This is a genomic window from Knoellia koreensis (genome assembly GCF_013041615.1).
GTDB lineage: Bacteria > Actinomycetota > Actinomycetes > Actinomycetales > Dermatophilaceae > Pedococcus > Pedococcus koreensis.
This window is the reverse complement of sequence record NZ_JABEPQ010000002.1, coordinates 507,110-519,895: the sequence shown is the minus strand read 5'-3', so window position 1 is coordinate 519,895 and position 12,786 is coordinate 507,110. Positions and strand designations below refer to the sequence as shown.

11 protein-coding genes are annotated in these 12,786 nt (G+C 70.6%); 9 read left to right on the top strand and 2 right to left on the bottom strand.

All coding sequences use genetic code 11. The features are described 5' to 3' along the window. Positions 1–9: 9 nt before the first annotated feature. Both HJG52_RS10750 and HJG52_RS10745 read right to left on the bottom strand, forming a co-directional pair. Positions 10–1,602: an ABC transporter permease gene (locus HJG52_RS10750; RefSeq protein ID WP_171243587.1), complete on the bottom strand. Its 1,593-nt coding sequence runs from the start codon at positions 1,600–1,602 to the stop codon at positions 10–12. Then, positions 1,599–2,528, bottom strand: a complete 930-nt coding sequence (locus HJG52_RS10745) for an ABC transporter ATP-binding protein (RefSeq protein WP_206070509.1) — start codon at positions 2,526–2,528, stop codon at positions 1,599–1,601. Before HJG52_RS10745 ends, HJG52_RS10750 begins: the two co-directional genes overlap by 4 nt. Positions 2,529–2,581: 53 nt before the next feature. Between HJG52_RS10745 and HJG52_RS10740 the strand changes: the two genes are divergently transcribed. The 9 genes from HJG52_RS10740 to HJG52_RS10700 all read left to right on the top strand — a co-directional run bounded on the left by HJG52_RS10740 (position 2,582) and on the right by HJG52_RS10700 (position 12,705). Beyond that, complete coding sequence (locus tag HJG52_RS10740) at positions 2,582–3,073, top strand: GbsR/MarR family transcriptional regulator (RefSeq protein WP_171243585.1); 492 nt, start codon at positions 2,582–2,584, stop codon at positions 3,071–3,073. A 10-nt stretch (positions 3,074–3,083) separates the two neighbouring features. Further along, the gene (locus HJG52_RS10735) at positions 3,084–3,875 is read left to right on the top strand and encodes a methyltransferase domain-containing protein (RefSeq protein WP_171243584.1); all 792 of its coding nucleotides are present in this window, start codon (positions 3,084–3,086) and stop codon (positions 3,873–3,875) included. Positions 3,876–3,909: 34 nt separating this feature from the next. Then, the gene (locus HJG52_RS10730; protein WP_171243583.1) at positions 3,910–5,505 is read left to right on the top strand and encodes an acyl-CoA mutase large subunit family protein; all 1,596 of its coding nucleotides are present in this window, start codon (positions 3,910–3,912) and stop codon (positions 5,503–5,505) included. 126 nt (positions 5,506–5,631) lie between these two features. Then, a complete protein-coding gene (locus HJG52_RS10725; RefSeq protein ID WP_171243582.1) occupies positions 5,632–6,837 on the top strand; it encodes an amidohydrolase in 1,206 nt (401 codons plus the stop codon). 148 nt (positions 6,838–6,985) lie between these two features. Beyond that, positions 6,986–8,038: a BMP family lipoprotein gene (locus HJG52_RS10720; RefSeq protein WP_171243581.1), complete on the top strand. Its 1,053-nt coding sequence runs from the start codon at positions 6,986–6,988 to the stop codon at positions 8,036–8,038. Positions 8,039–8,177: 139 nt separating this feature from the next. Then, positions 8,178–9,833 (top strand): ABC transporter ATP-binding protein, encoded by a 1,656-nt coding sequence (locus tag HJG52_RS21620; RefSeq protein WP_346767681.1) that lies wholly within the window; start codon positions 8,178–8,180, stop codon positions 9,831–9,833. Further along, complete coding sequence (locus HJG52_RS10710; RefSeq protein ID WP_171243580.1) at positions 9,830–10,948, top strand: ABC transporter permease; 1,119 nt, start codon at positions 9,830–9,832, stop codon at positions 10,946–10,948. The genes HJG52_RS21620 and HJG52_RS10710 overlap by 4 nt, the downstream gene beginning before the upstream one ends. Then, the gene (locus tag HJG52_RS10705) at positions 10,945–12,213 is read left to right on the top strand and encodes an ABC transporter permease (protein WP_171243579.1); all 1,269 of its coding nucleotides are present in this window, start codon (positions 10,945–10,947) and stop codon (positions 12,211–12,213) included. Before HJG52_RS10710 ends, HJG52_RS10705 begins: the two co-directional genes overlap by 4 nt. Next, complete coding sequence (locus HJG52_RS10700) at positions 12,214–12,705, top strand: cytidine deaminase (RefSeq protein ID WP_346767680.1); 492 nt, start codon at positions 12,214–12,216, stop codon at positions 12,703–12,705. Positions 12,706–12,786: the final 81 nt, after the last annotated feature.

Here is a 12,786-nt window from a genome sequence, read left to right as displayed (position 1 = left end):
GCCCTGGGGTCAGGTGGTGAGGTCGCGGCGGCGGAAGGCGGCGGCACCGGTCGCGGCGACGACGACCGCCAGCACCAGGAGGCCGACCAGGCCGGCCGCGTTGGCGTCACCGCCGGGCAGGGTGCCGAGGTGGTCGAATGGCGAGGCCTTGAGGGCCCAGTCCGGCAGCGACAGGATCGCCCCGAACTCGCCGACCAGCACGAAGAACGCCAGCAGTGCCCACGCCGCCGCCGACAGCCGCGGCAGCAGGCCGAACAGCAGCACGGTGAGCGCCACGCAGACCGCCACTGCTGGCCAGGTCGCGAGCGCGGCGGGCAGCAGGTCGCCGACCCCGCGGTCGCTGGCCGCCCCGGCGCTCAGGCCGGCGCCCAGCCCAGCCACCGCGAGCAGCCAGATGGACCCGAGCGTGGCGATGACCGCGTGGCTGGCGAGCCAGCTCCAGCGGCTCACCGGGGTCGCGAGCACGACCTCGGCGCGTCCGGCGGACTCCTCGGCCCGCAGCCGCAGTGCCGTGGTGATGCCGTAGGCCGCGGCCCCGACGGCGATGAACCGCAGCTCGGTGCCGAAGAAGACGTCGACGATGCTGCCCCCGCCGCCGCTCATCTTGCGCAGCATGTCCTCGATCGCAGGGCTGTCCGCGGCGCTCGCCACCGACTTGGCGAGCGAGCCGACGACGAGGCCGAGCACGGCATACCCGATGGTCCATCCCAGCAGCGAGCCCCGCTGCAGCCGCCACGCGAGGCCGAGCGGGCTCGAGAGCCGTGCGTTCGCCCGGGCGGGTCCGGGGCGCGCCGCCCACAGGCCGGCGCCGAGGTCGCGGCGGTGCAGCAGCACGTCGGCTGCCACCAGGAGCACCACGAGCGCCGCGACGGCGGGCAGCAGCACCCAGAGGCGGTTCTGTCCGTAGGGGCTGGCCTTCTCCGCCCAGCCGAGGAAGGACAGCCAGACGAGGTCCTGCCCGGACCCCGTGGCGGTGTCGGCCGCGGCGCGCACGATGAAGGCGATTCCCAGCACTGCCAACGCGATTCCGCCGGCTCCGCGAGTCGTGGAGGTCAGTTGGGCGGCCACCGCGGTGACCCCGGCCATGACCAGCCCACCGACGAGGATGACGACGCCGAGGGCCATCGAGCCGGTGGCGTCGGCACCCACGGCGACGAGGCCGAGGGTGCTCAGCGCGGCCGAGGCGACGACTGCCAGGACGGCCAGCAGGACGGCGGCGACGAGCGGCGCCCGGCGCCCGACGACACCCGCCGCGACCAGCTCGAACCGGCCTTCCTCCTCCTCGGTCCGCGTGTGCCGGCGCACGATCGCGAACGCGAGGAACGCCCCGAACAGGCTCCCCATGAGAATCGTCTTGACGACCCCGATCCCGGCCGCGGTCGCCGACGGCAGCGGCCCGTAGAGCGCGGCGAACGACGGGTTGGCCGTGAGCGCCTCGGCCCCGGCTGCCGCCTCGGCGTCGCTGGGGTAGAGGTCGAAGGTCGCCTGCATCGACCCGGCCGCGAGGGCGGCCATGAGGAGGGCGGCGGCGACGATGATCCACCGGTCGCGCCGCCACGCGAGCCGCAGCAGCTGCCCCGTGCCGGCCAGGCTGTCCCTCATACCGTCACCGCCTGAGCCTCTTCGCGGATGTCGGTGCGGTACTGCGAGAGGAAGAGCTCCTCGAGCGTCGGCGGCTGGCAGGTGAGGGCCTGTATGCCGTGTGCCCCAAGGCGACCCACGACGTCGCCGACCGCGTCGGTCTCGACCGACATGGCGATCCGGTTGGTGGCGTCGCCCTCGAGGCGGGCGTCGTGGACGCCGGGCCAGTGAGCGGCGTCGGTGACGGCGACCGGGTCGGCGAGGGTCGCGACGACGCTGGTGCGGGTCAGGTGGCGCAGGTCGGCGAGGCTGCCGGAGTCGACGACCTTGCCGGCGCGCACGATGCTCACGCGGTCGGCTGCGGTCTCGACCTCGGAGAGGATGTGGCTCGACAGCAGGACCGTGCGGCCTTCGGAGCGCACCTGGGTCAGCTGCTGCTGAAAGACCTTCTCCATCAAGGGGTCCAGGCCCGACGTCGGCTCGTCGAGGACGAGTAGCGGCACGTCGGAGGCGAATGCGGCGACGAGGGCGACCTTCTGCCGGTTGCCCTTGGAGTACGAGCGGCCCTTCTTCGTCGGGTCGAGCTCGAACGCCTCGAGCAGCTTGTCGCGCTTGCCCGCGTCGACGCCGCCGCGCAGCCGGCCGAGCAGGTCGATGACCTCGCCCCCGGTGAGGTTGGGCCACAGGACGACGTCGCCGGGCACGTAGGCGAGCTGCCGGTGCAGCTCGGTCGCGTCGCGCCACGGGTCGCGCCCGAGCAGGCTCACGGTTCCGCCGTCGGCGCGCAGCAGCCCGAGCAGGACGCGGATGGTGGTCGACTTGCCGGCGCCGTTCGGGCCGAGGAAGCCGTGCACCTCGCCCTCGTCGACGGTCAGGTCGAGGCCGTCGAGAGCGGTGGTGGGGCCGAACTTCTTGATGAGGCCGGTGGCCTCGATGACTGGTGCCATGCCGATCACCATACACACTTTTCAGAAAATACTGAATGTTCTAAACTGGTCGCATGCCCCGCAAGAACGCCGCCAGCCGTGCCGCCGACCGTGCCCAGTTCGTGGAGCGGTTCGGGTCAGCCCTGACGGCCGCGGGGATGCAGCGGCTGCCGTCACGGGTCTTCGCCGCACTCCTCGCCGACGAGGACGGCCGGATGACCTCGACCGAGCTGAGCGACGCGCTGTCGGTGAGTGCCGCCTCGGTCTCCGGTGCGGTGCGGTCGCTGCAGCAGATGAACATGATCCACCGGGAGCGCGAGCCCGGCAGCCGGCGCGACGTCTACGTCGTGGCCGACGACGCGTGGCACGACGTGATGATGAGCTCGCAGTCCACCTACGCCCCGCTCACCCAGACGCTGCGCGACGGCGTCGACCAGGTGGGTGGCCGTGGCACCGACGCCGGTGCCCGGCTCGCGCTCAGCGTCGCCTTCCTCGAGTTCATCACCGCCGAGATGGCAGCGCTGTCCGAGCGCTGGGAGAGGCGCAGGGCCGAGCTGGGCATGTGATGCTGGACGAGTGAGCGACGACCCCGGACAGGAGTCCGGCCTCGACGCCGAGTTCGACGCCATGGCCGGGTGGGTCGCCGAGGCCGTGCGCTCGCGCGGCGACCGGTATGCCGTCCCGGCCGCCTGTCGTGGCACGGGCGGTCCGCGGGTGCTCACCTGGCTGCTCGACCGGATGGCGATGGCGCCGGGCACGACACTCCTCGACGTGGGTGCCGGGCTGGGTGGGCCGGCCGCGTTCGCGCGGGACCGTGACCGGGTGCGACCCGTCCTGCTGGAGCCCGAGCCCGCCGCCGCGCGGGCCGCCGGCGACCTGTTCGGTATGCCGGTCGCGCGCGCCGACGCGGAGAGTCTTCCGTTGCGGGACAAGGGCTTTGACGCCGTGTGGTCGCTCGGCGTTCTCTGCACGACGCCGCACCAGGCCGACCTCGTGGCCGAGCTGGCGCGGGTCGTGCGCCCGGGTGGAGCGGTCGGTGTGATGGTCCTGGTGACCTCGCAGGACGAGGCTCTCGTCGCCCCGACCGGCAACGTCTTCCCGCCCGTGGCGGAGGTGGGGCGGATGGTCCGGGCCGCCGGCCTCGTCGTCCAGGACACGGCCGAGATCCCCGTCGACGACCCCCTTCCGCGGGACTGGGAGGACGCGCAGGCGACCATCTTGGAGGAGGTGGAGCGTCGCCACGGCGACCACCCGGCATACGTCGCAGCCAAGGAACAGGAGGCGCTCATGGGTGACCTCGTCGCGCACGGTCTGGTCCGCCGCCTCCTCCTGGCCGCCCGCGCGGGTGAGGTTGACCACGGGCGGTGACCACGCGGCATACGGGCGATCTATCGTGACGGGCATGGCCACCGAAGTCCCCGAAGCGCGTTCCGAGTCCGACCTGCCGATCAAGGCGGTCTACGACGCGAGCGACCTCGACGGCTTCGACCCCGCGACCCAGCTCGGTGAGCCCGGCCAGTACCCGTACACCCGCGGCGTCTACCCGACGATGTACACGGGCAAGCCGTGGACGATGCGCCAGTACGCCGGGTTCGGGACGGCCAAGGAGAGCAACGAGCGCTACCACGAGCTGGTCAACGCGGGCACCGGTGGACTGTCTGTCGCGTTCGACCTGCCGACCCAGATGGGTTACGACTCGGACGAGGCGATCGCACACGGCGAGGTCGGCAAGGTCGGGGTCGCGATCGACTCGATCGACGACATGCGCACCCTCTTCGGAGGGCTGCCGCTGGGCGAGCTGTCGACGTCGATGACGATCAACGCGCCCGCATCGACGCTGCTCCTGATGTACCAGCTCGTGGCCGAGGAGAACGGCGCGGACGCGTCGCGCCTCGCCGGGACGATCCAGAACGACGTGCTCAAGGAGTACATCGCGCGGGGCACCTACATCTACCCCCCGAAGGAGTCGCTGCGGCTGATCAGCGACATCTTCGCCTACTGCGCCAAGGAGCTTCCGCGCTGGAACACCATCTCCATTAGCGGCTACCACATGGCAGAGGCCGGGGCGACGCCCGCGCAGGAGATCGCGTTCACGCTCGCCAACGCCAAGGAGTACGTGCGCGCAGCCATCGGGGCCGGTCTGGACGTCGACGAGTTCGCGCCGCGGCTCTCGTTCTTCTTCGTCGCCCGGACCACCCTGCTGGAGGAGGTCGCGAAGTTCCGGGCGGCCCGGCGCATCTGGGCGCGGATCATGCGCGAGGAGTTCGGCGCCAAGAACCCCAAGAGCCAGATGCTGCGGTTCCACACCCAGACCGCAGGCGTGCAGCTGACCGCCCAGCAGCCCGAGGTCAACCTCGTGCGGGTCGCGCTGCAGGGCCTCGGCGCGGTGCTCGGTGGCACGCAGTCGTTGCACACCAACAGCTTTGACGAGGCGATCGCCCTGCCGACGCAGAAGGCCGCCCGCCTCGCGCTGCGTACCCAGCAGGTCATCGCCTACGAGACCGACGTGACCAAGACCGTCGACCCGTTCGCCGGCAGTTATGTCGTCGAGGCGATGACCGACGAGCTCGAGGCGGCGGCGCTCGAGCTGATCCAGGCGGTCGAGGACCGTGGAGGAGCGGTGGCCGCCATCGAGCAGGGCTTCCAGAAGTCCGAGATCGAGCGGTCCGCCTACCAGGTCGCCCTCGAGATCGACCACGGCGAGCGGACCGTCGTCGGCGTCAACAAGTACACCCTCGACGAGGAGGAGCCCTACGAGCCGCTTCGCGTCGACCCGCAGATCGAGATCGACCAGCGGGAGCGCCTCGCCGCACTGCGCGCCGACCGCGACAACGAGGCCGTCGAGGCGGCGCTCGAGCGGCTGCGCGAGGCCGCCCGCGGCACCGACAACGTGCTCTACCCCATGAAGGAGGCCCTCGCCCTGCGCGCCACCGGCGGCGAGATCAGCCACGCGCTGCGCGACGTCTGGGGCCTCTACGTCCCGCGCGAGACCTTCTGACGCGGCATACCTCGCCCCACCCCGCGTGCTTGCGGGTCTTCGGAAGAATGTGTGCGCTGGAACGTACACATTCTTCCGAAGACACGCGGTCGGGGGCGAGGACGGCGCGGGTACAGTTCCACCCTGATGACCACGAACCCGCTGCTGGACCAGGTGTGCGCCAGCGTCGACCAGCTCGCGCCCACCCTGCTCGAGGTCCAGCGCGACCTGCACGCCCACCCCGAGCTCTCCCGCAGCGAGTTCCGCACCACCGCGACGGTCCGCGAGCGGCTCGAGGAGGCCGGCATCGCCGTGCGGCCCCTGCCGGTCACGGGTCTGGTCGCCGACCTCGGAGCCGAGCAGCCGGCATACCGACTCGCCCTCCGCGCGGACCTCGACGCCCTCCCCGTCGGTGAGCGCACGGGTCTGGAGTGGAGCTCGACCACCGAGGGCATCGCCCACGCCTGCGGCCACGACGTCCACGTCGCCGCGGTCCTCGGCGCCGGGCTCGCGCTCAAGGCGCACGAGGACGGGCTGCGCGAGCGCGGGATCGCCGTGCGCCTGCTCTTCCAGCCCGCCGAGGAGGTCATCCCCGGCGGCGCCATCGACCTCATCGCGGCCGACGCGCTCGACGGTGTCGACGCCGTCTTCGCGGTGCACTGCGACCCCAGCATCGACGTCGGCACGGTCGGTCTGCGCGAGGGCGCGATCACCGCGGCTGCCGACCGCGTCACCGTGCACCTCAGCGGTCGCGGCGGCCACACCAGCCGTCCCCACCTCACCGAGGACCTCACCTTCGCGCTCGCCAAGGTCGTCACCGAGCTGCCCGCCGTGCTCTCCCGCCGTCTCGACCCGCGCACGGCGTTCGCGCTCGTGTGGGGCGAGGTGCACGCCGGCCAGGCCGCCAACGTCATCCCCTCGAGCGGCACCGCCGCCGGCACCCTGCGCATGCTCGACGCGACTGCATGGACCACGATCGGCCCGCTGCTCGCCGAGGCGCTCGAGCACATCGTCGCCCCGTATGCCGTGACGGCAGTCCTCGAGCACGTCCAGGGGGTGCCCCCGGTCGTCAACGACCCCGACGCCATCGAGGTGCTGCGCCAGGCAGCAGACGGGGCCGGCATGAGTGCCCTCGGCACGCTCCAGTCGCTCGGTGGGGAGGACTTCGCGTGGTACCTGCGGCACGTGCCGGGTGCCATGGCGCGACTCGGGACCCGCTCACCGGGCGGTCGCAGCTACGACCTGCACCAGGGTGACCTCGTGGTCGACCCCGGCTCCGTCGTGCAGGGGGCGCGGCTGCTGGCCGCAGCAGCCGTGGCCGGTGTTGTCAAGGGCGACGGGCCACGAGCCTGAGCCATCCCGTCGCGGATAGGTAACGGTTTCCCACCGTCCTGCACGATCGTGCGCGAGTCGCGTCTGGTCTGGGGTTATCCTCACCGGCTAGCGGCGCATCGGTGCGCCTCGTACAGACAATGAACAGGAGACAGCCTTGCGTCACGCGATGAAGGTTGCAGCGGTCATGTCGGTGGCAGCACTGACGCTGGCCGCGTGTGGTGACTCGGGCAACGACTCGAGCCCCAGCGGAAGCGGTAGCTCGGACTCGGGCAAGAAGAGCGACCTCAAGGTCGGCATGGCCTACGACGTGGGTGGTCGCGGTGACCAGTCGTTCAACGACGCCGCCGCTGCCGGCCTCGACAAGGCCAAGAAGGAGCTGGGGGTCGAGACCAAGGAAGCCGCCGCGGTCAACGGCGAGAACGAGGCCGCTCGCGAGGAGCGTCTCCAGCAGCTCGTGGACGCGGGCTACACCCACATCGTCGCCGTCGGCTTCGCGTATGCCGCGTCCGTCGGCAAGGCGGCCAAGGACAACCCGGACGTCAACTTCGCGATCGTCGACGACGCGTCGGACGACTCCAAGGGCGCCAACGTCGACCAGATCACCTTCGCCGAGAACGAGGGCTCGTTCCTCGTCGGTGCGGCGGCTGCGCTGAAGTCCAAGGCGGGCCACATCGGCTTCGTCGGTGGCGTCAACGTGCCGCTCATCAAGAAGTTCGAGGCCGGTTACATCGCGGGTGCGAAGGCCGTCAACCCGAACATCAAGATCGACTCCCAGTACCTCACCCAGCCGCCGGACTTCAGCGGCTTCGGTGACCCGGCCAAGGGCAAGACCGCTGCCGAGGGCATGTACCAGAAGGGCGCGGACATCGTGTACCACGCCGCTGGTGGCTCCGGGGGTGGCGTGTTCACCGCGGCCAAGGCTGCCGGCGACGGCAAGTGGGCCATCGGTGTCGACTCCGACCAGGCGCTGACCGCGCCGGCCGACGTCCGCGACAAGATCCTGACATCGATGGTCAAGAAGGTCGACGTGGCGGTCTACGACTTCATCAAGTCGGCCGCCGACGGCAAGGAGCTGACCGGCCCGAACGAGTACAACCTCGCCAAGGGCGGTGTGGACTACTCCAAGACCGGTGGCCACATCGACGACATCGCCTCCAAGCTGGACGACTACAAGCAGCAGATCATCGACAAGAAGATCACTGTTCCCACCACTCCCTGACAGAGCTGATGGGCACGGCCCGGGCGGCGCGGTAGCGTCTGACCCGGGCCGTGTGCTTGCCCCAGCACGTGCGTGAAGAACCCCCGCAGAGCCGCGGGCCGAGACCCAGGAGTGTGGAGCCATCACCGCCTCACCACCAGTGACGCAGCCCGCGGCGCAGCAGCCGACCGGTGCCGCCCCGGCCGTCGAGCTCGAGGGCATCACCAAGCGGTTCCCCGGCGTCGTCGCCAACAAGGACATCGCCTTCACGGTGCGGCGCGGCACGGTCCACGCGATCGTGGGGGAGAACGGCGCCGGCAAGTCGACGCTGATGAAGATCCTCTACGGCGTGCAGCGCCCCGACGAGGGCACGATCAAGATCAACGGGCAGGTCGTCGAGCTGCACTCGCCGTCGGACGCGATCAACGCGGGCATCGGCATGGTGTTCCAGCACTTCATGCTCGCCGACAACCTCACCGTCCTCGAGAACGTCGTGCTCGGTGCGGAGAAGCTGCACGGGATCGGCGACGCGGCCCGGCAGGAGATCGTCAAGATCTCCGACTCCTACAAGCTCGGCGTCGACCCCGACGCCCTCGTCGCCGACCTCGGTGTCGGCGCGCGCCAGCGCATCGAGATCCTCAAGGTCCTCTACCGCGGCGCCAAGATCCTCATCCTCGACGAGCCGACCGCGGTGCTCGTGCCGCAGGAGGTCGACGAGCTGTTCGACCAGCTGGCCGAGCTCAAGGACGAGGGCCTCACGGTCCTGTTCATCAGCCACAAGCTCGACGAGGTGCTCAAGGTCGCCGACTCGATCACGGTCATCCGGCGCGGGACGACCATCGACACGGTCGACCCGAAGTCCGTCAACGCGCGGCAGCTCGCCGAGCTCATGGTCGGCTCCGAGCTGCCGTCGCCCACGACCGAGGAGTCGACGGTCACCGACCGGGTGCTGCTGCGGGTCGACCACCTCGTGCTCGGCGGCGGCACCGGACGACCGGTGCTGGATGGCATCTCGTTCACCATCCACGCCGGTGAGGTGCTCGGCATCGCTGGCGTCGAGGGCAACGGGCAGGCCGAGATCGTCGAGGTCATCATGGGCATGCGCGAGCCCACGTCCGGCAAGGTATTCCTCGGCGACCAGGACATCTCCGACTGGCACGTGCGCGAGATCCGTGAGGCGGGCGTCGGGTACATCCCCGAGGACCGGCACCGTCACGGGCTCCTGCTCGAGGCGCCGCTGTGGGAGAACCGCATCCTCGGCCACCAGACCGAGGAGCCGAACATCGAGGCGGGCGGCTTCCTCATCGACGCCAAGGACGCCAAGGCCGACACCGAGCGGATCGTCAAGGAGTACGACGTCCGCACGCCGTCGATCTTCGTCACCGCCGGCTCGCTCTCTGGCGGCAACCAGCAGAAGCTCATCATCGGCCGCGAGATGAGCCACCACCCCAAGGTGCTCATCGCCGCCCACCCGACCCGTGGAGTCGACGTCGGTGCCCAGTCGAGCATCTGGGACCACATCCGGGCCGCGCGGCGCGAAGGCCTGGCGGTGCTGCTCATCTCCGCCGACCTCGAGGAGCTGATCGGGCTGTCCGACACCATCCAGGTCATCCTGCGCGGCCGGCTCACCGGCGAGTTCGACCCCGACACCGTCACGGCCGAGGACCTCGGTGCCGCCATGACGGGTGCCGGCCACAAGAACGGCGCCGATGACGCCCCGCGCACTGGTGACGGGGACGGTGAGGCGACCACGCGGCATACCGACACCCACACCCACGACAGGACCGACGCCCACGACAAGGAGGACCAGGCATGAACCGGCTGAACCCGCGCCGCATCCTCCTCGGGCTCTCGGCCCCGGTGCTCGCGCTCATCGTGGCGTTCGTCATCACCTCGATCATCCTGGTGCTGTTCGGCGACCCGGTCCGCGAGGTGTGGTCGACGATCCTCAAGGCGCCCAAGCCGCGCCAGACCGTGCAGATCATCAACGCCGCCACCGTCTACTACCTGTCGGCCATCGCCGTGGCGGTCGGGTTCCGGATGAACCTGTTCAACATCGGTGTCGACGGGCAGTACCGCGTCGCCGTGTTCGCCGCCGCCGTCTTCGCGGGCCAGGCCTGGCTGCCCGGCTTCCTCAACATCATCGTGGCGATCATCGTCGCGATGGTGGCGGGTGGCTTCTGGGCCAGCATCGCGGCCTACCTCAAGGTGAAACGCGGTGTCTCCGAGGTGATCTCGACGATCATGCTCAACGCCATCGCCACCGGCGTCGTCAGCTGGCTGCTGCTCAAGGTCGCCGACCGCAAGGAGGGCAGCAACGCGATCGCCACCAAGACGATCCCCGAGTCCTCCCAGCTGGAGGGGCTCAAGCTGATCCCCGGCGCGACCAACCGGGTCTACACGCTGATCGTGCTGGCCGTCGTCGTCGGCTTCCTCTACTGGTTCGTGCTCGGCAGGACGCGGTTCGGGTTCGACCTGCGGGCCACCGGCCGCTCGGAGTCGGCCGCGGTGGCCAGCGGCGTCAACGTGCCGCGGATGGTCATGACCGCGATGATCGCCTCCGGGGCGCTCGCCGGCCTGATCGGCATGCCGCTGCTGTTCGGCCAGGACCACAACTACGGCACGACCTTCCAGTCGGGGCTCGGGTTCGCCGGCATCGCCATCGCCCTGCTCGGGCGCAACAACGCCATCGGCATCGCGTTCGCGTCACTGCTGTGGGCGTTCCTCGACATCCAGTCCAACGCGCTGCAGATCACGGCCGGTGTCGCCCAGGAGATCGTCTTCATCATCCAGGGCGTCATCCTGTTCGCCGTCGTCATCGCCTACGAGCTGATCCGCCGCACCGACAAGCGGCTCGAGCAGCAGCGGGTCGCCCGGGAGCTGGCCGCCCAGCGAAAGGCCCAGCCCGCCACGGAAGGAGCCCCGGCATGAGCGCCGCCGGTCTCGAGGTCGGCACCCAGACGGTGGTCGGCGCGCCGCGCAAGCGCCGCAGGTTCGGCGCGCGCGAGTGGGCCATCGCCGCCCTCGGCGCCCTTGTCGTCGTCTCGATCCTGCGCGTGGTCACCGGTGCCGGCGACATCGTGTCGTCCGGCGCCCTTGCCGCCGCCATCGGGCTCGCGGTGCCCATCGGCCTCGCCGGTCTCGGCGGCCTGTGGTCCGAACGCGCCGGTGTCGTCAACATCGGCCTCGAGGGCATGATGATCCTCGGCACCTGGGGCGCGGGCTACTTCGGCTACCACTACGGGCCGTGGGCCGGTGTCCTCGGCGCCATCGTGATGGGCATGGTGGGTGGCCTCATCCACGCCATCGCGACCGTCACGTTCGGCGTCGACCAGATCGTTTCGGGTGTGGCGCTCAACATCATCGGCCTCGGCGTCGCCAAGTACCTCGCCGCGCGCTTCTTCACCGGCCTGCCCGGCGGCGGGCCGACCCAGTCGCCGCCGATCGACCCGCTGCCGAGCTTCACCATCCCTGGTGTCTCCTCCGGGCTCGGCACGATCGAGAAGAAGGACTGGTTCTTCGTCAGTGACCTGGCCGCGGTGCTGCGCGCTGTCTGCACCAACATGTCGGTGCTCACGATCATCGCGCTGCTGCTCTTCGCGGGGACGTGGTGGGCGCTGTGGCGCACCCCGTTCGGTCTGCGGCTGCGGTCCTGCGGTGAGTCGCCCGTCGCCGCGGAGTCGTTGGGTGTCAACGTGATCCGCTACAAGTTCCTCGCCGTGGTGGTCTCCGGTGGCCTCGCCGGGCTCGGTGGCGGGTTCCTCGCGCTCGTGGCCGCGAACATCTACCGCGACGGCCAGACCGGTGGTCGCGGCTACATCGGTCTCGCGGCGATGATCTTCGGCAACTGGCGCCCCGGTGGGCTCCTCGGTGGCGCGGCGCTGTTCGGCTACACCGACGCGGTCCAGCTGCGCGGCGGTGGCACGGTGCACGCGTTCCTGCTGCTCTTCGCCGTGATCCTCGTGGCGGTGGGCGTGTGGCAGATCGTGCGCAACCGCCGGCTGGTGCAGGGCATCCTCGCGCTCGTCGTGGGCGCGCTCGTCGCCTGGTGGTACTTCGCCACCGACGCGGTCCCGGCCGAGCTCACCGGCACCACCCCCTACGTCACCACGCTCCTCGTGCTCGCCTTCGCATCACAACGACTGCGAATGCCGGCCGCGGACGGGCAGATCTACCGCAAGGGCGAGGGCCACTAGGTGAGCGACGAGCAGGAGGGGTATGCCGCGGAGCCGGCTCCGCGGCATACTCCCGCTCCGTGCCCCGAGGGTCCGCACGGCGCCGAGCACGTCGACTGGGATGCGTTGCGCGCCAAGGCGATCGAGCTGATGGAGCGTGCCTACGCGCCCTACTCGAACTTCCCGGTCGGCGTCGCCGGCATCGTCGACGACGGTCGAGTCGTCGCGGGCTGCAATGTCGAGAACGCGGCCTACGGTGTGGGCCTGTGCGCAGAGTGCGGCATGGTGTCGGAGCTGCACGCGACCGGCGGCGGCAAGCTCATCGCGGTCTCGTGCGTCGGCGCCGACGGCCAGCCGCTCATGCCATGTGGGCGGTGCCGTCAGCTGCTCTGGGAGAACGGCGGGCCGAGCTGCCTGCTGATGACGCCCGAGGGTGTGCTGCCGATGAGCGAGGTGCTGCCGCAGGCGTTCGGTCCGGACAACCTCGACCTGGTGCGCGACCACCCCGCCTGAACTTTCGGCCACTCGCCCGAAAGCGCGCCCTTCGCGTCGGGAATCGCCCGAACTTTCGGCCACTCGCCCGACAATCACGCA

Bases quoted from the DNA above. Each gene is read 5' to 3' on its own strand.
- HJG52_RS10750 (WP_171243587.1), bottom strand. From the start codon at position 1,602: ATGAGGGACAGCCTGGCCGGCACGGGGCAGCTGCTGCGGCTCGCGTGG.
- HJG52_RS10745 (WP_206070509.1), bottom strand. From the start codon at position 2,528: ATGGCACCAGTCATCGAGGCCACCGGCCTCATCAAGAAGTTCGGCCCC.
- HJG52_RS10740 (WP_171243585.1), top strand. From the start codon at position 2,582: ATGCCCCGCAAGAACGCCGCCAGCCGTGCCGCCGACCGTGCCCAGTTC.
- HJG52_RS10730 (WP_171243583.1), top strand. From the start codon at position 3,910: ATGGCCACCGAAGTCCCCGAAGCGCGTTCCGAGTCCGACCTGCCGATC.
- HJG52_RS10725 (WP_171243582.1), top strand. From the start codon at position 5,632: ATGACCACGAACCCGCTGCTGGACCAGGTGTGCGCCAGCGTCGACCAG.
- HJG52_RS10720 (WP_171243581.1), top strand. From the start codon at position 6,986: ATGAAGGTTGCAGCGGTCATGTCGGTGGCAGCACTGACGCTGGCCGCG.
- HJG52_RS10710 (WP_171243580.1), top strand. From the start codon at position 9,830: ATGAACCGGCTGAACCCGCGCCGCATCCTCCTCGGGCTCTCGGCCCCG.
- HJG52_RS10705 (WP_171243579.1), top strand. From the start codon at position 10,945: ATGAGCGCCGCCGGTCTCGAGGTCGGCACCCAGACGGTGGTCGGCGCG.